At 17.4% G+C, this 24,614-nt stretch carries 22 protein-coding genes, 2 tRNA genes and 1 other RNA gene; 9 read left to right on the top strand and 16 right to left on the bottom strand.

All coding sequences use genetic code 11. The annotated features are described in order from the left end of the window. Together C3B56_RS00255 and rsmH are read right to left on the bottom strand one after the other, a co-directional pair. The coding region (locus C3B56_RS00255; protein WP_332840902.1) for a preprotein translocase subunit SecA at positions 1 to 1,562 on the bottom strand (1,562 nt) is incomplete at its 3' end. 57 nt (positions 1,563 to 1,619) lie between these two features. Further along, positions 1,620 to 2,555, bottom strand: a complete 936-nt coding sequence (gene rsmH, locus C3B56_RS00250; protein WP_126071442.1) for a 16S rRNA (cytosine(1402)-N(4))-methyltransferase RsmH — start codon at positions 2,553 to 2,555, stop codon at positions 1,620 to 1,622. Between the two features lie 50 nt (positions 2,556 to 2,605). On the opposite strand from rsmH, the gene C3B56_RS00245 reads away from it, so the two are divergent. Continuing rightward, positions 2,606 to 4,312, top strand: a complete 1,707-nt coding sequence (locus C3B56_RS00245) for a proline--tRNA ligase (protein WP_126071441.1) — start codon at positions 2,606 to 2,608, stop codon at positions 4,310 to 4,312. Between the two features lie 25 nt (positions 4,313 to 4,337). Here the strand turns inward: C3B56_RS00245 and tilS are convergent, their stop codons facing one another. The 5 genes from tilS to rpsB form a co-directional block, all read right to left on the bottom strand. Next, on the bottom strand, positions 4,338 to 5,282 hold the full coding sequence (tilS, locus tag C3B56_RS00240) for a tRNA lysidine(34) synthetase TilS (protein WP_126071440.1): 945 nt from the start codon (positions 5,280 to 5,282) through the stop codon (positions 4,338 to 4,340). 78 nt (positions 5,283 to 5,360) lie between these two features. Continuing rightward, the gene (gene dnaE, locus C3B56_RS00235; protein ID WP_126071439.1) at positions 5,361 to 8,861 is read right to left on the bottom strand and encodes a DNA polymerase III subunit alpha; all 3,501 of its coding nucleotides are present in this window, start codon (positions 8,859 to 8,861) and stop codon (positions 5,361 to 5,363) included. A 151-nt stretch (positions 8,862 to 9,012) separates the two neighbouring features. After that, the gene (frr, locus tag C3B56_RS00230) at positions 9,013 to 9,570 is read right to left on the bottom strand and encodes a ribosome recycling factor (RefSeq protein WP_126071438.1); all 558 of its coding nucleotides are present in this window, start codon (positions 9,568 to 9,570) and stop codon (positions 9,013 to 9,015) included. Between the two features lie 47 nt (positions 9,571 to 9,617). After that, positions 9,618 to 10,418, bottom strand: coding sequence for a translation elongation factor Ts (gene tsf / locus C3B56_RS00225; RefSeq protein WP_126071437.1), 801 nt, complete (start codon positions 10,416 to 10,418; stop codon positions 9,618 to 9,620). A gap of 36 nt (positions 10,419 to 10,454) precedes the next feature. Beyond that, a complete protein-coding gene (gene rpsB / locus C3B56_RS00220) occupies positions 10,455 to 11,135 on the bottom strand; it encodes a 30S ribosomal protein S2 (protein WP_126071436.1) in 681 nt (226 codons plus the stop codon). Between the two features lie 123 nt (positions 11,136 to 11,258). Between rpsB and map the strand changes: the two genes are divergently transcribed. Both map and dapD read left to right on the top strand, forming a co-directional pair. Continuing rightward, positions 11,259 to 12,044: a type I methionyl aminopeptidase gene (gene map, locus C3B56_RS00215; RefSeq protein WP_126071435.1), complete on the top strand. Its 786-nt coding sequence runs from the start codon at positions 11,259 to 11,261 to the stop codon at positions 12,042 to 12,044. Between the two features lie 58 nt (positions 12,045 to 12,102). Further along, entirely contained in the window at positions 12,103 to 12,918 is an 816-nt protein-coding gene (dapD, locus tag C3B56_RS00210) for a 2,3,4,5-tetrahydropyridine-2,6-dicarboxylate N-succinyltransferase (RefSeq protein WP_126071434.1), read from the top strand. A gap of 21 nt (positions 12,919 to 12,939) precedes the next feature. On the opposite strand, the gene C3B56_RS00205 is transcribed toward dapD, so the two are convergent. Further along, positions 12,940 to 13,024 (bottom strand) — tRNA-Ser (locus C3B56_RS00205). Between the two features lie 122 nt (positions 13,025 to 13,146). Between C3B56_RS00205 and asnS the strand changes: the two genes are divergently transcribed. Continuing rightward, a complete protein-coding gene (gene asnS / locus C3B56_RS00200; RefSeq protein ID WP_126071433.1) occupies positions 13,147 to 14,508 on the top strand; it encodes an asparagine--tRNA ligase in 1,362 nt (453 codons plus the stop codon). A gap of 6 nt (positions 14,509 to 14,514) precedes the next feature. Here asnS and C3B56_RS00195 read toward each other — a convergent pair whose 3' ends face one another. From C3B56_RS00195 to serS, 5 genes are all read right to left on the bottom strand, one after another. Beyond that, the gene (locus tag C3B56_RS00195; RefSeq protein ID WP_126071432.1) at positions 14,515 to 16,077 is read right to left on the bottom strand and encodes a 30S ribosomal protein S1; all 1,563 of its coding nucleotides are present in this window, start codon (positions 16,075 to 16,077) and stop codon (positions 14,515 to 14,517) included. A gap of 74 nt (positions 16,078 to 16,151) precedes the next feature. Continuing rightward, on the bottom strand, positions 16,152 to 16,817 hold the full coding sequence (gene cmk / locus C3B56_RS00190; RefSeq protein WP_269800748.1) for a (d)CMP kinase: 666 nt from the start codon (positions 16,815 to 16,817) through the stop codon (positions 16,152 to 16,154). An 80-nt stretch (positions 16,818 to 16,897) separates the two neighbouring features. Beyond that, positions 16,898 to 18,178 (bottom strand): 3-phosphoshikimate 1-carboxyvinyltransferase, encoded by a 1,281-nt coding sequence (gene aroA, locus C3B56_RS00185; RefSeq protein WP_126071430.1) that lies wholly within the window; start codon positions 18,176 to 18,178, stop codon positions 16,898 to 16,900. 20 nt (positions 18,179 to 18,198) lie between these two features. Then, positions 18,199 to 19,287, bottom strand: coding sequence for a 3-phosphoserine/phosphohydroxythreonine transaminase (serC, locus tag C3B56_RS00180; protein WP_126071429.1), 1,089 nt, complete (start codon positions 19,285 to 19,287; stop codon positions 18,199 to 18,201). 90 nt (positions 19,288 to 19,377) lie between these two features. Then, positions 19,378 to 20,658 (bottom strand): serine--tRNA ligase, encoded by a 1,281-nt coding sequence (gene serS, locus C3B56_RS00175; protein ID WP_126071428.1) that lies wholly within the window; start codon positions 20,656 to 20,658, stop codon positions 19,378 to 19,380. 103 nt (positions 20,659 to 20,761) lie between these two features. On the opposite strand from serS, the gene trxB reads away from it, so the two are divergent. From trxB to gpt, 3 genes are all read left to right on the top strand, one after another. Further along, the gene (gene trxB, locus C3B56_RS00170; RefSeq protein ID WP_126071427.1) at positions 20,762 to 21,712 is read left to right on the top strand and encodes a thioredoxin-disulfide reductase; all 951 of its coding nucleotides are present in this window, start codon (positions 20,762 to 20,764) and stop codon (positions 21,710 to 21,712) included. A gap of 35 nt (positions 21,713 to 21,747) precedes the next feature. Continuing rightward, entirely contained in the window at positions 21,748 to 21,966 is a 219-nt protein-coding gene (infA, locus tag C3B56_RS00165) for a translation initiation factor IF-1 (RefSeq protein ID WP_126071426.1), read from the top strand. Positions 21,967 to 22,043: 77 nt separating this feature from the next. Next, positions 22,044 to 22,505 carry a xanthine phosphoribosyltransferase gene (gene gpt / locus C3B56_RS00160; protein WP_126071425.1) on the top strand — a complete coding sequence of 154 codons (462 nt, stop codon included), beginning with the start codon at positions 22,044 to 22,046 and terminating at the stop codon, positions 22,503 to 22,505. 9 nt (positions 22,506 to 22,514) lie between these two features. Here the strand turns inward: gpt and C3B56_RS00155 are convergent. The 3 genes from C3B56_RS00155 to C3B56_RS00145 form a co-directional block, all read right to left on the bottom strand. Next, positions 22,515 to 22,588: transfer RNA gene (locus tag C3B56_RS00155), tRNA-Asp, on the bottom strand. Between the two features lie 75 nt (positions 22,589 to 22,663). Then, entirely contained in the window at positions 22,664 to 23,341 is a 678-nt protein-coding gene (gene dnaQ / locus C3B56_RS00150) for a DNA polymerase III subunit epsilon (protein WP_126071424.1), read from the bottom strand. Positions 23,342 to 23,422: 81 nt separating this feature from the next. Next, complete coding sequence (locus C3B56_RS00145; protein WP_126071423.1) at positions 23,423 to 23,716, bottom strand: RnfH family protein; 294 nt, start codon at positions 23,714 to 23,716, stop codon at positions 23,423 to 23,425. Positions 23,717 to 23,786: 70 nt separating this feature from the next. On the opposite strand from C3B56_RS00145, the gene smpB reads away from it, so the two are divergent. After that, on the top strand, positions 23,787 to 24,248 hold the full coding sequence (gene smpB / locus C3B56_RS00140; protein ID WP_126071422.1) for an SsrA-binding protein SmpB: 462 nt from the start codon (positions 23,787 to 23,789) through the stop codon (positions 24,246 to 24,248). A gap of 8 nt (positions 24,249 to 24,256) precedes the next feature. Beyond that, positions 24,257 to 24,610: a transfer-messenger RNA gene (gene ssrA, locus C3B56_RS00135) on the top strand. The last annotated feature ends 4 nt before the right edge of the window (positions 24,611 to 24,614 follow it).

Genomic DNA, 24,614 nt, shown 5'->3' with positions numbered 1-24,614 from the left:
TTTTTATTATTTAAACAATTTGATATTTTATTTTTAAAATTTCCTCCTAATATAATATCAACTCCTCTACCAGCCATATTAGTAGAAATTGTTACATTACCAGGTTTTCCTGCTTGAGATATAATATATGCTTCTTTATCATGAAATTTAGCATTTAATACTTGATGATATATATTTTCTTTATTTAATTTTTTTGAAATTATTTCTGATTCTATTATAGATGTAGTACCAATTAAAACAGGTTGAAATTTTTTAATTCTATTTTTAATATCTGATACAATAGAATTATATTTTTCTTCTTTTGTCATATATAATAAATCTGGTAAATCTTTTCTTATTATAGGTAAATTAGTAGGTATTACAAATGTTTCTAAATTATAAATATTATAAAATTCAGAAGATTCAGTTATAGCTGTTCCTGTCATTCCTGATATTTTTTTATATAAAAGAAAATAATTTTTTATTGTAATAGAAGCAAATATTTTACTTTCATTATCAATTTTTAAATTTTCTTTTGCTTCTATAGCTTGATGTAATCCATCAGACCATTTTTTATTATATACTAGTCTTCCAGTATTTTTATCTATAATAACTATTTTTTTTTTTTTTATAATATAATCTATATTAATTTTAAATAATAAATGCGCTTTTAAAGATAATATAATATGATTTATTAAAAAAATATATTTATTAAGATATAAATCTTTTTTTTTTTTTATAAATTTTTTTTTAATTAAAATTTTTTCTATAATTATTAATCCTTTTTTTTTTAAATATAATTGACCATTTTGTTTATTTAAAAAATAATTATTTTTATCATTTTTTAAAAAATTAACTATTTTATCTATTTCATAATATATTTTTTTTTTTTTATTTAAATTTCCTGAAATAATTAATGGATTTATATTTTCATCTATTAAAATTGAATCAACTTCGTCTATTAAAACACAATCTAATTTTTTTTGTACTTTTTTTTTAAAATTATATATCATATTATCTCTTAAATAATCAAAACAAAATTCACTACTAGTTCCATAAATAATATCACATTTATATGTATTTTTTTTTTCTTTATAATTCATTTTTTTTAAATTTATGCCTACTCTAATATTTAAAAAATCAAATAAAATTTTATTATTTTTTGCATCACGTTTAGCTAAATATTCATTTATAGTAACTACATGAGTATTTTTATTAAGTAAAAAATTTAAATAAATTGGAAATATAGATGTTAGTGTTTTTCCTTCACCTGTATACATTTCTATAATATTTCCTTGACATAATATTAAACCACCAATTAATTGTGTATTAAAATAATTTATATTTAAAGTTCTTTTACTTACTTCTTTAATTAAAGCAAATGATTCTGGTATTATTATATTTAAATTAATTTTTTGTTTTAACATAACATATAACTTTTTATTTCTTTCTATTATTTTTTTATTAGATAATTTTGAATAAAATTTTTCTAATTTATTAATTTTTATTACAACTTTTTTTAATTTATTTATTATATTAATGTTTTTACTACAAAATAATTTTGTAATTAATTTATAAAACATATTTAATTCTCTAATTTAAAAAAATAAATTAATTTATTAAATTTTTATAAAAATAAATTAATTAATTTTTTCAGCTATTCTTAATATTGCACTTCTAGATTTAATATTATTAATTATTTCATTATGGGAAGGAATAATTTTTTTTAAAATTTTTAATTTTGTAAAATTAATTTCTTTTATTTTTTTTTCACTAATTGGTAAACCTTGAGGTATATTTATTTTTGAACTATATTTTTTCATAAATTTTTTAATTATACGATCTTCTAAAGAATTAAAACTTATTATAGATAAACGACCATTTTTGGATAATACCGATAATGAAGATTTTAATAATTTCTTAATATTGTTTAATTCATTATTTATAAAAATTCTTAAAGCTTGAAAACTTTTAGTAGCATAATGTTTAAATTTATTTTTTATTGGTATCGCTTTAGATATAATTTTTAATAAATCAAAAGTTGTTCTAATTTTTTTTTTTTTTCTATATATTATAATTTTTTTTGCTATACGATAACAAAATTTTTCCTCACCATATTTTTTTAATATTAATGATAATTCATTAATATTAATTTTATTTAATATTTTATATAAAGGAATTCCATTAGTATTATCCATTCTCATATCCAATAATTCATCTTTCATAAAAGAAAAACCTCTTTTATAATTATTTAATTGTAAATTAGAAATTCCTAAATCTAATAAAATACCATTTATTTTTCCTAACATGTTATGTTTTTTCATATATTTTTCAATATTTGAAAAAGATCCATGTATTATTTTAATTTTATTATTTTTTATTGAAGAAGCTATTTTTATAGATTTATAATCACAATCTATAGCATATAGTTTACCATAATTTCCTAATTTTGATAGTATTAATTTAGAATGATTTCCTTGTCCAAAAGTACCATCTATATAAAAACCATTATTTTTAATATTTAAAGATTTTATAGATTCTTTTAATAATACTGGAATATGTTTTTCTAATTTCATTTTTTTTATATTGTTAATTTAATAATATAATTTAATTTATAAGGTATAAAATGTTTTTTACTAAATATTTAATATCAACTTTAAAAGAAATACCTTATTATACAGATACTATTAGTCATACATTAATGGTTAGAGCAGGTTTAATAAGACAATTAGCTTCTGGATTATATACTTGGCTTCCAACAGGATTACGTGTTTTAAATAATATTAAAAAAATTATATGTGAAGAAATGAATAAAATAGGTGCTTTAGAAATTCTAATACCTATAATGCAACCTAAAGATATATGGAAAAAAAGTAATAGATTAAATACATATGGAAATGAATTAATAAAATTTAAAGATAGAAATAATAGATCTTTTATATTAAGTCCTACAAATGAAGAAATAATTACTTATTTAATTAAAAATGAAATTAATTCTTATAAATCTTTACCTATACATTTATATCAAATTCAAACTAAATTTCGTGATGAAATAAGACCTAAATTTGGTACTATAAGATTAAGAGAATTTATTATGAAAGATAGTTATTCTTTTCATGAAAATTATAAATCTTTAGAAAATACATATTATAAAATTCAAAAAACTTATAGAAAAATATTTAATCGTATTGGATTAAAATTTGTTAAAATAAAAGCTAATACTGGTTATATAGGTGGAACTAAATCTCATGAATTTCATTCATTTTCAAAAAATGGAGATAATAAAATTTCTATAACAAAACCTTCAAATTATACTTCTAATATTGAATTAACAAAATTTATAAGAAAAATAAATAAAATTTCATTACCAATTATAAAATTATTTTATATATATATTAAAAATATTAAAAATATTAAAGAATTATCTTATAAAATTAATATTTCTATAAAAAAAATATTAAAAATATTTATTGTAAAAGGATCTAAAAAAAGTAATCCATTTATTGCGTTAATATTAAGAGGTGATCATAAATTAAATTTATTAAAAACAGAAAAAATAAAAAATATATTTTCTCCTTTATATATTTTAAATGATAAAGAAATATATAATTTTTTAGGTATAAAATCCATTTTTTTAGGTCCTATAGGATTAAAAATTCCTATTATTGCTGATTTTTCTGTTTCAAAAATGAATAATTTTATATCTGGTTCTAATATTAATAATAAATATTTAATAGGAATTAATTGGAAAATAGATTTACCTTTACCTATTTTTAAGAATATTAGAAATGTAATTACAGGAGATACAAATTATAAAAATAAAGAAAAAATATATATAAAAAAAAGCATAGAAATTGGACATATATTTATGTTAGGTGATAAATATTCTAAAATTATGAATAGTAATTTTCAAAATAAATTTGGTAAAAAAAAAAATTTAATTATGGGTTGTTATGGTATAGGTATAACAAGAATAGTATCTGCTGTTATTGAACAAAATTATGATATAAATGGAATAAAATGGCCTATATCTATCTCTCCATTTCAAATTGCTTTAATACCTATAAATATGCATAAATTTAATAATGTAAAAAAAATAGCTAAATTTTTATATATTATATTTAAACAATATAAATTTGAAATTATATTAGATGATAGAAAAGAAAGTCCCGGAATTATGTTAAAAGATATAAAATTAATAGGAATACCTCATATTATAATAATTAATAATATTAATTTAAAAAAAAAAAATATTGAATATTTAAATAGAATTAATAATACAATTCAAATTATGAATATTAAAAATATTTTAAAATTATTTTTAAAAATTTAATTTTTTAATAATAAATTTATTAAAATTATATTTTTAATAAATTTATAATAAAAATATTTTTTGAATATTTTTTTATTATATAATTTTTAATAATAAATTTAGGTTTAATATTAAAATTTGGATTAATTATTTCTTTATATATACTATTAATTATATTATATGAAGGGATATAATTAGTTTTTTTTTTAATCCATTTTTTTAATAAATAAAATGTATATATTTTATTTATTTTTTTTAAATATAAAATATTTAACATATTTTTTCCTAGACATATTTTTTTAAAATCATTATTAGATAATTTATTTAATAATTTTTCTTGATTACTATATAAATTAATACTTTTGTTAACATTTTTTAAAAAATAACACCATCTTTTATTTATTAATGGCAATATTTTATTTCTCAAAAAATTTCTATCATATTTGTTATTTAAATTACTAGAATCATTTATCCAAGTTAAAAAATTATTTTTAGATATTTTTTTAATTTTATTTTTTGTATAATTTAATAAAGGTCTTATTAATACTGTATTAAAAAATTTTTTTTTAAATGGAATTGATGATAATCCTTTTGACCCGCTTCCTCTTTTTAAAGATAAAAAAAAAGTTTCACATTGATCATCCATATGATGAGCTGTTAACAATATTTCATTAATTAATAAATTTTTTTTTATAACTTTATATCTTAATATACGTGCATTATTTTCAATATTATTTTTTTTTATATTTATTGTTTTTATTATTAAAGGAACTTTCCAAATATAACATTGTTCTTTACAATGATTAATCCAAATATTAGAATTAAAATTTAATTTATGATTGATATAAATTGCTCTAATATTAATATTAAAATATTTACGAAAAATAATAAAATTATAAAGTAAAAAAGTTGAATCTAAACCACCGCTATATGCAATTAATATTTTATTATAATTATAAATTATATTTTTTATAAATTTAAATTTTAACATATTTTTTATTATAATAAAAATTAAAATTATTATAACATAATTTTAATGTTTAAATAAAATAATAATAATTAAATTATTTTACTTTTTATAAATAGAATTTAATTTTATTTTATTTAATCCAAATAATAAATTTATTTTTTTAATAAAATTTAAATTATATTTAACATAAATATAATTATTACAAAATAATTTTTTAATTTTTTTATTTTTTTTATAAAAAAAAATAATTTTTATATAACCATTTGAATATAAATTTAATAATTTGTATATTTTTTTAATAAAAATATTGTTAATATGATATTCCATAAAATATAAATTTATAGAAAATAATTTATATTTTTCTAAATTATTAATATGTATTAAATTATATGCTATTAATTTATTTTTATTTTTAAAAACATCATATTGTATTAAACCTTTAATAATTACAATAATATTTTTAGATATAATATTAACATATTTTTTAAATATATTTGAAAAAAATATTACTTCTAATTGACTATAACAATCATCTAAAATACATTTACATATATTTACATTTTTATTAGTATTTATAAAATTAACAGAAGTTATTAATCCAGAAATCATAATTTTTTCTTTATTATATTTAATATTTAATATTTCTTTTATATTATAATTTATATATTTTTTTAAAATATTATTATATTTATTAATAGGATGATCAGTAATATACAAACCTAAAGTTTTTTTTTCATTTTCTAATTTTAAACTATTATTCCAATATTTAAAATATTTAATATTTTTTTTTAAAATTTTATTTATTTTAATAATATTATTATCTTTTTGAAAAATTTGTAATTGACCAATTTTTTTATTATAGTGATATTGTTCTGAAGATTTAATCGTATTAGATAATAAATTAATTAATATTTCACGTTTAATATTAAATGAATCCAAAGATCCAGATTTAATAATTTTTTCTATAATTTTAATATGTTTTTTTTTTATATTTGCTTTTAAACATAAATCATATAAATTTATAAATTTACCAAATTTTTTTCTAGATAAAATAATATTATTAATTAATTTTTTTTGTATTCCTTTAATAGCACCCATACCATATATAATATCACCATTTTTATTAATACTAAATTTATAAACACTATAATTTATATTAGGAGGAATAATTTTTAAATTAATATTATAACATTCATAAATTAATTTAACAATTTTTTCAATATTATCTATATCAGAATTCATAACTGACAACATAAACTCTGCAGGATAATAAGTTTTTAACCATAACGTTTGATAAGATAATAACGCATATGAAGTAGAATGTGATTTATTAAAACCATAACCTGCAAATTTTGATATTAAATTAAATATATTAATGGCTAATTTTTTATTAATACCATTTTTAATAGCTTTTAATTCAAAAAATTTTTTTTGTTTTTTCATTTCATAAAAATTTTTTTTACTCATAGATCTACATAATATATCAGCGTCACCCAAAGTATAATTAGCTATTTTTTTTGCAATTTCCATTATTTGTTCTTGATATAAAATTATCCCATAAGTAGATTTTAATATTTTTTTTAAACTTATATGTTGCCATTTTATATTAGGATAATAAATAATTTCTTTACCATGTTTTCTGTTTATAAAATTTTCTACCATTCCTGATTGTAATGGTCCAGGTCTAAATAAAGATATTAAAGCTATAATATCTTCAAAACAATCTGGTTTTAATTTATAAATTAATTCTCTCATACCATATGATTCTAATTGAAAAATAGAAGTTGTATTTATTTCTTGTAATTTTAAAAATACTTTTTTATCAGATAAAGAAATATTATTAATATTAATAATATTATTATTATATTTTTTATTTTTTTTATTAATAAATTTTATTGTAGAATTTATAGTTGTTAATGTACGTAATCCTAAAAAATCAAATTTTATTAAACCTATTTTTTCTATATCATATTTATCAAATTGAGTAATTAAATTATTACTTTTATGATCACAATATAATGGAACAAAATTAGTAATTTTACTTGGAGATATTACTATTCCTCCTGCATGTTTACCAACATTTTTTATTACACCTTCTAATTTTATAGCTATATTTATTAAAATTCTTGCTTCATCATTATATTCATATATTTCTAATAATTTTTTTGATTTTTTAAAAGATTTTTTTAAACTAATCCCTTGATTCATAGGTATCAATTTTGCTATTCTATCAACAAATCTATATGAATTACCTAAAGCTCTACCTACATCTCTAATAACTGCTTTAGCAGTCATAGTTCCAAAAGTAATAATTTGAGCTACTTTATTTTTTCCATATAATTTAATAACATGTTTTATTACTTTATCTCTTTTGTTCATACAAAAATCAATATCAAAATCAGGCATGGAAATTCTTTCTAAATTTAAAAATCTTTCAAATAATAAATTAAATTTAATTGGATCTAAATTTGTTATATTTAATGAATAAGCTACCAAAGATCCAGCTCCAGAACCTCTTCCAGGACCAACTGGTATTTTATTCTTTTTAGCCCATTGAATAAATTCCATAACAATTAAAAAATATCCAGAAAATTTAGATTTGTTTATAATATTTAATTCTTTTAATAATCTTTTTTTATATTTTTTAAAAATTTTTCTTTTATTTTTTTTAAAAATTAAATTATTAGATATTTTTTTTTCTAATCCATTTTTAGATTTTAAAATTAATATTTTTTTTTCACTTAATTTTGTAATATGAAATTTAGGTAAAAAATTTTTATTTAAATTTAATATAACATTACAACGTTTAGATATTTCTACAGAATTTTGTATAGCGGAAGGTATATCATAAAATATTGAACACATTTCTTGTGAACTACGCATATATTGTTGTTCACTATAAATTTTATGATAATAATTATTTAAATTATATTTATTATAAATAGCTACTCTAACTTCATGTATATAAAAATCTGATTTATTTAAAAAACAAACTTCATTGGTTGCAACTAAAGGTAGTTTTTTATTAATAGATAAATTTAATACTAAATTTATATAAAATTCTTCATTAATACGACCAGTCCTCATTATTTCTAAATAAAAATTATTATTAAAATATTTTTTATAAAAATTTAAAAAAAAAATTAATGATTTTTTATTATTTGTTAATAAACTTTGTCCTATATCTCCATAACATCCTCCAGATAATAAGATAATTCCTTGATTATATTTTACTAAATATTTAAAATTTATTTCTAAATTATTATTTATATTATGTATATTTTTATAAGCTAATGAAGTAATTTTAATTAAATTTTTATATCCAATCATATTCATTGCTAATATTGTTATTTTAGAATTCTTAATACCAAAAATATTCCATTTTATTTTAAAATCTACACCTATAATAGGTTTAATACCATAAAAATGTGCTTTATTATAAAATTTAATTACTCCATACATATTTGTAAAATCTGTAATTGCAATTGATTTCATATTCATTTTTTTTGCTTTTCGTATTAAAAAATCAACTTTATTTAATCCATCTTGCAAAGAAAAATCACTATGTACTCTTAAATGAACAAAATCCGATATATTCATATTTATATAATAATTTAAATTAAAAAAAATTTTATATAAATTATTAAATAATTTAAAAAATTATTTAATTTTTATTTTATATATGTTATAATATAAAAATTATTTAAATTTATTATAACATATTTTATATTAAATTTTATTAATTTAAAAATTAAAATTTCATTAATTCTTTTTCTTTTTTTTTTAAAAAATTATCAATTTTTTTTATATATTTATTAGTAATATTTTGTATTTCTTTTAATAAAAAATGTTCTTCATCCTTATTAATTTTATTATTTTTAATCAATTTTTTAATAAATATTTTTTTATCTTTTCTTTGATTACGTACAGATATACGTGAATTTTCTGCATTTAATTTAGCAATTTTAATAAATTTTTTTCTTCTTTCTTCTGTCAATTGTGGTATATTTATAAGTATATTATTTTTGTCATCAATAGGATTTAATCCTAAATTAGATTGTACAATAGCTTTTTTTATATTATTTTTTGATGATTGATCAAAAACACTAATTTTTAAAGTGTAATAATTTTCTACTGTAATATGACTTATTTTTTTTAACGGAACTAATTTATCATAATAAATAACCATAATATTATCTAAAATATTAACAGAAGCTCTTCCAGTTTGTAATTTCATAAAACTTTTTTTAAAAGATTTAAAACTTTGTTTCATTTTAATATTAGTATTTTTAATTTCTTGATTTATCATTTTATTCCTTAATAAAAATAATTAATTTTAACATTATTAAAAATTTTTTAAATTGAATCACCTAATTCAAAACGAATAAAATTTTTAATTACAGAATTATAATCTTTTAATATTTCTTTTACTTTTTTAGAAGTTTCAAAAATAAAATCTTGTTCTAATAAAACTATATTACTAATAAATTTTTTAATTCTTCCTTTAATTATTTTTTCAAAAAAAATTTTATTTTTTTTACTTTTATTTAAAATTTCTAATTGTATTTTTTTTTCATTATTTATAACATTTAATGGTATATCTTTTATATTTATATATTCTGGTTTACTAGCTGCTATATGCATAGCTATATTTTTTAATATCAATTTTGGAATATTATATGAAGAAACTAATACACCTATTCTTTTATCATGTAAATAAAAATCTACATAATCATCTTTTAAAACACCTAATCTATTAATTCTAATATTTTCCCCGAATGTATAAATTAATCTTTCTACATTTTTTTTAAATTTTTTTTTTATAATATTTATATCATAAATATTTTTTTCAAAAATAGTATTAATTACTTTTTTACAAAATTTTATAAATAAATTATTTTTAGATACAAAATCAGTTTCACAATTTATTTCAATCATTATTCCTAATTTTTTTTTTAATTTTATTAAAATAAGTCCATTAATTGTTTTATTAGTTAATTTTTTATATATATTTATCAATCCTTCTTTTCTCATAATATAAATAGCTTTTTGTATATCACCATTAGATTTTATTAAAGCTTTTTTACAATCTATTATTTTAGCATTAGTTTTATTTCTTAATTCTTTTATTAAATTTATATTTAAATTATTATTCATTTTTTATCTCTTATTATTTAATTTATTAAAATAATTTTAATAATTTATACAATTAATTGTATTAGAAACTAAATTTAAATATAAATTTATTGATTTTATAGAATCATCATTACCTGGAATTACAAAATCTATACCATCAGGGTTAGAATTTGTATCCACTATTGCAAAAATAGGTATATTAAGATTTATAGCTTCTTTAATTGCTATTCTTTCATATAATGCATCTATTACAAATATAGCATCTGGTAATCTACCCATATTTTTAATTCCACCAATACTTTTTTCTAATTTATTAAGTTCTTTATATCTAGTTAATGCTTCTTTTTTTGTTAATTTATTAAAAGTACCATTATTAGATTGTATTTCTAATTTTTTTAATAACTCGATAGATTTATTAACAGTACACCAATTAGTTAACATACCACCTAACCAACGATGATTTACAAAAAACTGATTACATTTTATTGCTGTTTTTTTTATTATATTTTTTACAGATTTTTTAGTTCCTATAAATAATATTTTACATTTATTAGTTGATAATTTATAAATTTCTTTTAAAGCAATATTTATTTTTTTTATAGTTATATCTAAATTTATAATATGTATTTTATTTTTGGTACCAAAAATATAAGGTTTCATATTAGGATTCCAATAACTTTTTTGATGTCCAAAATGAACACCAGCTAATAATAAATCTTTTATAGAAACTTTTATCATAAATTAAAACCTTATTTATTTTAGAATAAAAATTTATAATATTAAATAATTTAAAATATTAATTAAATAATAATAAAATTAATTAATTTTAAATATTTAAATAAAATTAATTATAAAATAATAATGAAAATAACAATTAATAATAATGAAGATATAAATAAAATGAGAATAGTTTGTAAAAAAGCTTCTCAAATATTAGAAATGATTGAATATTATATTAAACCAGGAATTACAACAGAAAAAATAGATTATTTATGTCATAATTTTATTGTAAATAAAACAAAATCAATTTCAGCTTGTTTAGGATATCAAGGTTTTTTAAAATCAATATGTACATCTGTTAATAATGTAGTATGTCATGGTATTCCAAATAATAAAAAATTAAAAGAAGGAGATATAGTTAATATAGATGTTACTTTATATAAAAATGGTTTTTATGGAGATACATCTAAAATGTTTTTAATTGGTAATAAATATAAAAAAAAAATAAAAAAATTATGTAAAGAAACTCTTAAAAGTTTATATATATCTATTAAAATAATAAAACCTGGTATTAGATTAGGATTAATAGGAAAAACTATACAAAAATATGCAGAAAAAAAAGGTTTTTCTGTAGTTCGTGATTACTGTGGTCATGGAATAGGTAAAAATTTTCATGAAGATCCAATAATTTTACATTATGAAGATTATGATAATGGTATTATTTTAAAACAAGGAATGATTTTTACTATTGAACCAATGTTAAATATTGGAAAATTTGAAACTTATTTAGATAAAGATGGGTGGTCTGTAAAAACTATTGATAAAAAATTTTCAGCTCAATATGAACACACTGTTTTAGTTACAAAAAATAGTTATGAAATATTAACTTTAAGAAAAAATGAAAATATTGATTATATTAAAATATAAAATTTAAAAAAAATAAAATTTAATATAAATATTAATAAAAATATATAAATGGAAAAATATGGAAATTTTAAAAAAAAATATAAATAAAGCTTTTTTAAATCATAAAAATATTAGTTATAATAAAGTAATAATTGATAGTGTAAATGAAGTTATAAATATGCTTAATGAAGGTAAAATAAGAGTTGCAGAAAAAATAAAAAATTTATGGATATCATATGAATGGATTAAAAAAGCAATACTATTATATTTCTTAATTAATAAAAATAAATTTATTAAAGGTAAGGAAAGTAATTATTATGATAAAATACCTTTAAAATTTAAAAATTATCAAAAAAATGAATTCTTAAGAGATAATATAAGAATAGTTCCTCCAGCAACAGCTAGAAAAGGTTCATTTATAGCTTCAAATGTAATATTAATGCCTTCATATATAAATATTGGAGCTTATATAGATACTGGAACTATGATAGATACATGGGTTACTGTAGGATCTTGTGCTCAAATAGGTAAAAATGTACATTTATCTGGAGGAGTAGGAATAGGCGGTGTTTTAGAACCTTTACAATCTAAACCTACAATTATTGAAGATAATTGTTTTATAGGTGCACGTTCAGAAATAGTAGAAGGTGTAATTATAGAATCTGGTTCTGTTATTTCAATGGGGGTATATATTGGTCAAAGTACAAAAATTTATGATAGACAAAAAGATATTATATATTATGGAAAAGTTCCTTCTGGTTCAGTTGTAGTTCCAGGAAGTTTAATGAGTAAAAATAATAAATATAGTTTATATTGTGCTGTTATAGTAAAAAAAGTAGATCAACAAACTTTAAAAAAAACAAATATAAACGAATTATTAAGAAATATTAATTAATTATATAATAATAATTTTTTTTAGAGGAGGAGAGATTCGAACTCTCGGATAGTTTCCTATCGGCGGTTTTCAAGACCGCTGCCTTAAACCACTCGGCCACCCCTCCATAATTATTTATTATAATCTATTTTTTTTATTAAATCAATATTTATAAAATATATTATATTAAATTTTATTTAAAAATTTTTAATATTTATATTTAATAATTTAAAATATATATATATATATATGAAAAAAATATCAATAAAAGATATATGGAATAATAAAATTAAAATAAATAGTTTAATTACAATAAAAGGTTGGATTAAATCAAAAAGAAATTCTAAATTAGGTTTTTCTTTTTTATCAGTATATGATGGTTCACATATTAATAATATTCAAATTATAGCAAAAAAAAAAATATCAAATTATAATGATATATTAAATTTAACTACCGGTTGCTCAGTAGAAATAAAAGGAAAACTAATTTTATCTATAGGTAAAAAACAAAAATATGAAATAAATGCCAATACTATAAAAATAATAGGTTGGGTTTATAAAAAAGAATCTTATCCTATATCTTTAAAAAAACATAGTAATAGTTTTTTAAGAAGTGTGGCCCATTTAAGACCAAGAACTAATTTAATTAGTGTTATTTCAAGAATACGTCATTTTTTATCATACGAAATTCATAGTTATTTAAATGATAATGGATATTATTTAATCAATACCCCATTAATAACAACTTTAAATACTGAAGGTTCTGGAGATTTATTTTATATTAATACTAAAAAAGATAATAAAAATAATTTTTTTCAAAAAAAAGCATTTTTAACTGTTTCAGGACAATTACATTTAGAAACATATGCTTGTGCTTTATCTAAAGTATATACATTTGGACCAACTTTTAGAGCTGAAAATTCTAATACTAGAAAACATTTATCTGAATTTTGGATGTTAGAATTAGAAAAATCTTTTTCTAATTTAAAAAATATTAATATTATATCAGAAAAATTAATAAAACATTTATTTAAAAAAGTAATAGAAAAATGTGACAGTGATATTAATTTTTTGTCAAACAATATTAATTGTAACATTGTCAAAAAATTAAAAAAAGATATTAATTCTGAATTTATTAAAATAAATTATAGTGAAGCTATAGAAATTTTATATAAAAAAAATAAATTATTTAATAGAAAAATATTTTGGGGTTCAGAAATTTATAAAGAACATGAAATTTATTTAACTAATAATTATTTTAATTGTCCAATTATTATAAATAATTATCCTAAAAAAATAAAAGCATTTTATATGAGATTAAATGATGATAATAAAACAGTTGCCGCTATGGATATATTGTTTCCTAATGTAGGAGAAATAATAGGTGGTTCACAAAGAGAAGAAAGATTAAATATATTAGATTTAAAATTAAAAGAAATGAATTTTAAAAAAAAAGATTATTGGTGGTATAGAGATTTAAGAAAATATGGTACTGTTCCTCACTCTGGTTTTGGTTTAGGTTTTGAAAGATTAATTTCTTATATAACTGGAATTAAAAATATAAAAGATTTAATACCTTTTCCTAGAACTCCAAAAAGTGCTTATTTTTAAAAAAAATTATTTTTCAATTATATATGTTCTTATCATTTGATTTTTATAATCAATACCTAATAATCTTAATTTTAAAATATTTTTATAATAAATATTTTCTTCATAAAATTTTTTATTTGTAATTAAAGAACGTTTAATATAACTATTTACATTTTTTTTTAATTCTAATAATATTCCAATATTATCTATTCTTATTATTTTACCTTTTACTATTTTATTTTTTTTATTTAAAGACATATACATAATAATTGGATTGTTTTTAAGTTGTTTTATTCCTAAAGAAATCCTTTCTTTTTTAATATTAACATTTAATAATACAGATAATATTTTATTACCTTTTTTATATTTTTTAAAAATTTCTAAATTTTTAGTTTTCCATGATATATCAGATATATGTATTAAACCATCAAGCTTATCTTCTAAAGATACAAATATACCAAAAGATGTAATCGATTTAATATATCCTTTAACTTTATCACCAAATTTATATTTTTTAGAAAATTTATACCAAGGATTTATTTTACATTGTTTAATACCTAAAGATATTCTTTTACATGGATGATCTATATTTAATATCATTACTTCTACTTTATCATTTAATTTTAATATTTTTGATATATTTACATTTTTATTAACCCAATCTATTTCAGAATTATGTACTAATCCTTCTATTCCATCTTCTATTTCTATAAAACAACCATATTCTGTTATATTAGTTACTTTACCTAAAGTTTTAGTTCTTTTAGGATATTTTTCATCAATTTTTTTCCAAGGATCAGATATTAATTGTTTTAACCCCAAAGACATTTTAAGATTAATTTTATCAAATTTTAATATTTTTAGTTTTATGTATTCTCCAGGATTTAAAATATCATTAGGATGATTTATTCTTTTCCAAGAAATATCAGTAATATGTAATAATCCATCTACACTTCCTAAATCTATAAAAGCACCATATTCTGTTATATTTTTAATAATTCCAACTATTTCTTTTCCTTCTGAAATTTTAGATAAAGATTTTTTTTTTTTTATTCTTTTATTATATTCTATTACAGATTTACGTGATACAACAATATTATTTCTTCTTTTATCTATTTTAACAACTTTTAATGATAAATGCATACCTTCTAAAAAAGAAGAATCTTTAAATGGTTTTATATCAATTAAAGATCCTGGTAAAAAAGCTTGTATTCCATTTATATCTACAGTAAAACCTCCTTTAACTTTACCATTAATGATACCTTTAATTATTATATTATTTTTTTTAGCTTTTTCTAAAAATAACCATGAATTATATTTTTTTGCTTTTTCCCTAGAAAGAATTGTTACCCCATAACCATCTTCTATAGATTCTAAAATTACATCTATTAAATCTCCATTTTTAACTTCAATATCACCATTTGAATTTCTAAATTCATTTATAGAAATATAAGATTCTGATTTTAATCCAGCATCAATTATAACATTTTCATTACCAATATTATATACTTTTCCTTTTATAATTGATCCAATTTTTATGCTTCTCTTCTTTATATATTTATTAAATAACGTATCAAAAAAATTATTCATTTTAATTATTTTATATTTAGTTATAAATTTATAATTTATATCATATATTTTTATAATATAAAGTTATTTAAATTTTATATTTTTTTTATATCAATTTTTTTATATATATTTTTCATTATTATATCAAATAACTCTTCTGAATCTATATCAGTACTATCTATTTTAATAGAATCTAGAGCTGGTTCTAAGTGTGATACTTCTCTTTCTGTATCTCTTTTATCTCTTTTTTTTAAATCTTTTAATACACCCTTAAAATTAACATTAGGGTTTTTTTTTTTTAATTGCAATAAACGACAATAAGTTCTTTTATATATATCAGAATATAAAAAAAATTTAACATTTGCATCAGGAAAAACTACAGTCCCCATATCTCGTCCATCAGCTACTAATCCTGGTAATTTACAAAATTGATGTTGTTTTTGCACTAAATATCTTCTTACAACATAAAAAGAAGATATATAAGAAGCAGATCCTCCTATATTTAATTCTTGAAGTATATTTGAAACATCTACTCCATGTAATGTAGTTCTCATTTCATTATATTTAGGAGAATAAACAAATTTTACATTTAAATTTGATACTATAAATTTAATATAATTTAGATTATAAAAGTTTTTATTTCCGTTTAAAAAAAATGCTAATAATCTATACAACGCTCCAGAATTTAAAACATTCCATTTTAATTTTAAAGCAATTTTTTGACACATAGTACTTTTACCTGTACTACTAGGACCATCTATAACAATTACTGGAACTTTTTCTTTAAAAATATTATTATCCTTATATTAGTTAAGATTTATAATTTTTTTTTATTTTATAATTAAAAATTACTAATTTTTGCAAATTCTATAAAATATTTAGGAAAAGTTTTATTTACACATTTAGGGTTAATGATTTTTATTTTTTTATTAAATAAAGATATTAAAGAAAAACACATTGCAATTCTATGATCGTTATATGTTTCTATAACTGATGATTTAATTATTTTAGGAGGAATTATACGTAAATAGTTATTACCTTCTTCTATTATAGCACCAATTTTACGTAATTCTTTAGACATAGCATATAATCTATCTGTTTCTTTAACTCTCCAATTATATATGTTATAAATAGTTGTAGCTCCTTTAGCAAATAATGATACTATAGCTATAGTCATCGCCGCGTCAGGCATATTATTCATATCTAAATTAATACCTTTTAATTTATTTTTTTTACAATAAATAAAATTTTTATTGTTATAAATTAATGCGCCCATTTTTTTTAAAATATATATAAATTTTGAATCTCCTTGAATACTATTTTTAATATTTATTCCATATAAAGAAATAGAAAAATTTTTTACAGCAGAAGCTGCTAAAAAATAAGAAGCTGATGAAGCATCACCTTCAATTAAATATTTTTTAGGAGAAATATATTTTTGATTTCCTTTTATAAAAAAAACATTATTTTTAAATTTAATACAAATACCAAATATTTTCATTAAACTTAATGTCATTTTAATATATGGTTTAGATACAATTTTATTTTTAATGATAATTTTTGTATCATTTTTTACTAATGGAGATATTATCAATAAAGAAGTTAAAAACTGACTAGAAATATTACCTTTAATATAAATATTACCACCTTTATAACCACCTTTAATATGTAAAGGAGGAAAATTTTTTTTTTCTAAATATTTAATACTTGCACCCCCTTGTATTAAAGAATCTATTAAATGATTTATAGGTCTATTTTTCATTCTATTTTCACCAGTTAATATTATATCATTTAAACCTAAACAAAATGATGCAGTTAAAGAACGCATAGCTGTACCAGCATTTCCTAAAAAAATATTTTTTTTAATATTATTAAAAATTGATACCCCTTTACTTATAATTTCATAATTATTATTTATAGTATTTACTATTTTTACCCCTATAACTTTAAGAGCATTAATCATATATTCTGTATCATCACTTTTTAATAAATTAATTAAATTGGTTTTACCTTTAGTCATTGCTGATAATAATAATACTCTATTAGAAATACTTTTTGATCCAGGTAAATATATAAAACCGTTAATTTTTTTTATTGGATTAATTGTTAAAATTTTATTCATATAATTCCTTATTTATAAATTTAACTATAACGATTTGAAAAATATATCATAAAATCAGCTAATTTTTTTACACTTTTAAAAGACATTGCGTTATATATAGATGATCTTATTCCCCCAAAAATATAATGACCTTTTAAAAACATTAAACCAGCTTCATATGATTCTTTTATAAATAAATTATTTAAATATTTATTTTTTAATTTAAATGTAATATTTACTATAGATCGATTTTTAAAATTTATATTGTTAATATAAAAATTATTAGAATCAATAATATTATAAATTATATTTGATTTTTGTTTATTAATTTTATATATTTTTTTTACTCCACCATTATTTTTTATCCAATTAAGTACTAAACTTGATAAATACCAAGAAAAAATTGAAGGTGTATTAAACATAGATTTATTAGAAGATATTATTTTATAATTTAATGTTGATGGTATATATTTATTTTTTTTATTTATAATACTTTTTTTAATAATTATTAAAGTTATTCCAGATAAGCCTAAATTTTTTTGTGCACTAGCATAAATAATATCATATTTTTTTATATTTATAGGATATGATAATATAATAGAAGAAAAATCAGCTATTATTATTTTATTTTTAAAATTAGGTTCTTCTTTTATTGATATTCCTTCAATAGTTTCATTTGGACAATAATGAATATATTTAGAATTATTATTTATTTTCCATTTTTTCATTGGTAAAATTGAAATTTTATTGTTAATAAAATATTTTACTGGTATTATATTAGGAATACAATATTTTTTTGCTTCTTTTATAGCACTATAAGACCAATAACCACTATTTATATAATCCGCTTTAATATTTTTTTTATTTATTATATTTAAAGGTATTGCAGAAAACTGTGTACGAGCTCCTCCTTGACAAAATAAAACTTTATAATTTTTAGGTATTTTTAATAATTTTCTTAAATTTTTTTCAGATTCTTCTGCAATTTTAATAAATTCTTTACTACGATGACTTATTTCAAGTATTGAAATACCATATTTTATACCATAATTTAATTCTTTTTTTGCTTGTTTTAAAACACTTTTAGGTAAAATTGCAGGACCTGCACTAAAATTATGTATTATCTTCATTTACAAAATACCAATTTTATTAATTAAGATATTAAATTTTCATTTATTTAAATTCAATTTTATTATTAAAATATTAAAAATATTTTTTAATTATATGTATTTTATATTATTCATATAAGGAGTTAAAACTTTTGGTACAATTATTTTACCATTATGTTTTTGATAATTTTCTAAAATAGCTATTAATGTTCTTCCAACTGCTAAACCAGAACCATTTAAAGTATGTAATAATTTTATATTTTTATTAATTTTTTTTTTATATCTTGTTTTCATTCTTCTTGTTTGAAAATCTAACATATGTGAGCAAGAAGAAACTTCTAAATATTTATTTTTAGAAGGTAACCAAACTTCCAAATCATAAGATTTATATGAACCGAAACTTGTATCTCCAGTACATAATAAAATTTTTCTATATGGTAAATCTAACATTTTTAATATATTTTCAGCATGTTCAGTTATTTTTTCTAAAGATAATACTGAATATTTAGGTTTTACTATTTGTATTATTTCAACTTTATCAAATTGATGCATTCTCGTTAAACCATAAATATTTTTTCCATATGAATTAGATTCTTGTCTAAAACAAGGTGTATGTGAAACCATTTTAATTGGTAATTTTTTTTCTTTTATAATATTATTACGAAATAAATTTGTTAAAGGAACTTCAGAAGTAGGAATAAGATAATAATTATTTTTTTTGTTAAAACAATTAAAATTATTGTTTTTAATATGAAATAAATCATGATCAAATTTAGGTAATTGTCCAGTTCCATATAAACTTTTATCATTTACTAAATAAGGAACATTTATTTCTAAATATCCATGTTTTTTAATATGAGTATCAATCATAAATTGACCTAAAGATCTGTGTAATTTTGCTATATTTCCTTTTAAAATAGCAAACCTAGAACCTGTTATTTTAATAGCAGATTTTAAATCTATATTATTATTTTTTTTACAAAGTTTTAGATGATCTAAAATAGGAAATAAAAATTTTTTTTTTTTTCCCCAATATAATATTTTTTTATTATTTTTATTATTTTTTCCATATATAATATCATTACTAATAATATTAGGAATATTATTAATAAAATTAATAATTTTATTTTTTATTTTTTTTAATATTTTTTTTTTTATATTTAATTTATTATTTATATTAATATTTTTTTTAATATTTTTGTTTTTTATTATTTTATTTATTAATTTTGAATTTTTATTACGATTAAATAATAATTTTTCTGTTTTTATTTGAATAATTTTTCTTTTTTTTTCTAAATATAAAAATTTTGATGTTTTAAAATAAAAATTTTTTTTTATTAAATTTTTTACAATATATATTAAATTATTATTAATTAAATTTATATCAATCATATATTTTTCTTTTTTTATAAATAAAATTTAAATTAATTTTTATAAAGTATTTATTTTAAAATTTTAATAATTTAAAATAAAATTATATTTTTTTTAAAACAAAATGATAAAAACTAAATTAATTATTTTAGGATCAGGACCAGCTGGTTATACAGCTGCTATATATGCATCAAGAGCTAATTTATATCCAATACTTATTACTGGATTAGAAAAAGGTGGTCAATTAACTAAAACTTTAAAAATAGAAAATTGGCCAGGAGATTATAAAAATATTACAGGTAATGATTTAATGAATCGTATGTATATACATGCTAAAAAATTCAATACTAATATTATATTTGATAATATATATAAAGTAGATTTAAAAAATTACCCTTTTAGATTAATAGGTGATTATAATGAATATTATTCTGATTCATTAATTATTTCTACAGGATCATCTCCTAAATATTTAGAAATAAAATCAGAAGAAAAATTTAAAGGAAAAGGTTTATCTACTTGTGCTACTTGTGATGGTTATTTTTATCGTAATAAAACAGTAGCAATTGTAGGTGGTGGTAATAAAGCTATAGAAGAAGCGTTATATTTATCAAATATAGTAAAAAAAATTCATATTATACATCGTAATAATATATTTAAAGCTGAAAAAATACTTTTAAATCAATTAAAAAATAAAATTATTGATAATAAAGTAATTATACATACTGATTTTTTTTTAAAAGAAATTATAGGAAACGATAAAAATATTAAAAGTATAAATATTTGTTATAATAAAAATAAAAAAATTATTAAAAAAATAAAAGTATCTGGGGTTTTTATTTCTATAGGACATAAACCAAATACTTATTTATTTAAAAATCAATTAAAATTAAAAAATAATTATATTTATATTAAAAAAAATAAAATATATAGTACACAAACTAGTATACCAGGAGTTTTTGCTGCAGGAGATGTTATTGATAAAAATTATAAACAAGCAATTACTGCTGCCGGAAGTGGTTGTATGTCTGCAATTGATGCAATTAAATATATTAATAGTATAAAAAAAAAATAAATTTAAAATTTATTTTTTTAAAAAAAGGGTAAAATATGTATCAAAACAATTTTAAAGAATCACAAGGAGTTATAGTAGAAACACTACCAAATACTACGTTTAAAGTAAAATTAGAAAATGGTAAAATAATATTAGCTCATGTTTCTGGAAAAATAAGAAAAAATTATATACGTATTTTAACAGGAGATAAAGTTACTGTAGAAATTAATAAATATGATAAAAATAAAGGACGTATAATTTTTCGTAGCAGATAAATTTTAAATAATTACATATAATTTAAAATTATTAATATATTAAAATAAAAATATTAAATATTAAAATTAGGAATATAATGAAAGATAAATATGTAATTACTTGGTATATGATACAAATTCATGCACGTCAATTATCTTATAGATTATTACCATCATCTCAATGGAAAGGAATTTTAGCAATTAATAAAGGTGGTTTAATTTTATCTGCTATGGTCGCTAGAGAATTAAATTTAATGTATATAGATACTATTTGTATTTCTAATTATAATATTAAAAATTCTATAGAAAAAATTAATATAATAAAAAAACCTAAGATAAAAGGAAATAATTTTATATTAATAGATGATTTAGTTAATACAGGTAAGACAGCTCAATTAATTAGACCTTTATATCCTAAATCCAAATTTGTAACTATATTTGCTAAACCTAAAGGAAAAAAATATGTTGATGATTATATAGTAGATGTACCTCAAAATGTATGGATAGAACAACCATGGGAAACTGGAATATCTTATATTCCCCCTATTTCTGAACATTAATTATATTAACGGTGCGGACGGGATTCGAACCCGTGACCCTCGGCGTGACAAGCCGATATTCTAACCAACTGAACTACCGCACCATTATAATATATATATTATATATATACACAAATATATATATAAGTCAATATTTTTTTTATTAATTAATATAATTTTTATAATAACTTTTTATTTATTAATTTTAAATATTTTTCATGTTGTAAAATTTCTTGTTTATTAGCATATATTATTTTTAATTTATTTATTTTTTTTTTATTGTTAATTATCATTTTTTTTTTATTATCTATTAATAAATTTAATGATGTTTGACCTCTTGTCATATATAAATATATTTTTGATAAAATTAAAGCATCATTTAAAGCGCTATGTTTTTTTCTTTTAATTTTAATGTTAAACCTTTTTGAAAGAATGTCTAAATTATTTTTTTTTCCAGGAAATAATTTTCTTGCTATATTTAAACTATCTATAATATTACATATATCTGATATTTTTCTATATTTATTAGACAATAAATATAATTCGTTTTCTAAAAATTGAATATCAAAAATAGCATTATGTATTATTAATTCTGAATTTAAAATATACTTTAAAAATAAATGATAAATATCTTTAAATAAAGGTTTATTTTTTAAAAAACTATTTGAAATACCATGTATTTTAAATGCTTCTATTTCTATTTTTCTTTCAGGATTAATATATGTATGAAAATTATTTCCTGTTATTTTACGATTTATTATTTCTATAGCTCCTATTTCAATTATTCTATGTCCTTTATATAATTTACCATTTTTATTTATTCCTGTCGTTTCTGTATCTAATATAATTTGACGCATTTAATACCTATATTTAATAAATATTATATAATTTTTTTTAATAAATTATTTTTTTATTTATATTTTTAATATATTTTTTATTTATATTTTTTTATTTTTAAACAATTTTGCTCTTTTTCTTAAAATTTCACGAGGATCTTTTAATAAATCTCTATATATTTCAATTTGATCTCCATTTTTTAATATATAATTTTTATTAACTATTTTTCCATATATTCCTATATTATTTTTTTTAATTTTAATTTTTGGTATTTTATTATATAAATTGTAATTTTTTAGTATATAATTTATGTTATTTCCATTTTTTGTTTTAATATTAAAAATATATTGTTTTCTAGATAAAGCATATATTATTTTTATAAATATATAAGACATTGATTAATCTTTTATTTATATATAACATATAATTATTAATATTATATGTTATATATTAAAATTTAATTATATGAAAAATAATATTATTAATATTTTAAATAATAAAAATGTTAATTATAATTTTATAGTAAATTACTATTTTGATGCAGGAATTATCCTTAAAGGTTGGGAAATTAAATCTATTAGATCTAAAAATATTAGTTTAAATAACAGTTATATATTTATAAAAAATTATGAAATTTTTTTAAAAGGACTTAATATACAATCTAATTTTTATAATAATATAAAATATAATTTTGATAAAAAATATAAACTTTTATTAAATAAAAAAGAAATAAAAAAAATTAATAGTGATATAAACATTAAAGGTTATACTGCTGTAGTTTTATCTATATTTTTGAAAAATCATTTATGTAAAATTAAAATAGGAATTGTAAAAGGAAAAAAAAAATATGATAAAAGAGAATTTTTAAAAAAAAATAAATGGAAAATAGATAAATTAAGATATTTAAAAAATATAAATAAAAATTAATAAAAATAGGGGCTGTTTTGGATTTGACGAAATTTATAAAACTTAAGGTGCATATCGAGGAAGGTTGCCTCGTTAAAAACCTAAAAAATATAAATGAAAAAAATAATAGCTATGCTTTAGCAGCTTAAAATATTCATATAATTTTTTTTGATTTTGTTCTCTTACAAAACAAAAATATTTTTTTATAAGAGATCACATTTTATTAATTTCCTAATGATAAATTGTTAAATATTATAGGATATTTCTATTAATAACGAGTTAGTTCCGTTATAATTTAGAAAAAAAAATAAAGACTAACTAAATATGTAGTACCTTAGTGTAATATATTTCGGACGCGGGTTCGAATCCCGCCAGCTCCATTATTTT

Source organism: Candidatus Annandia adelgestsuga (assembly GCF_003956045.1).
Taxonomy (GTDB): Bacteria; Pseudomonadota; Gammaproteobacteria; order Enterobacterales; family Enterobacteriaceae_A; genus Annandia; species Annandia adelgestsuga.
The sequence above is the reverse complement of the archived record's forward strand: the minus strand, read 5'-3'. Positions and strand labels throughout refer to the sequence as shown.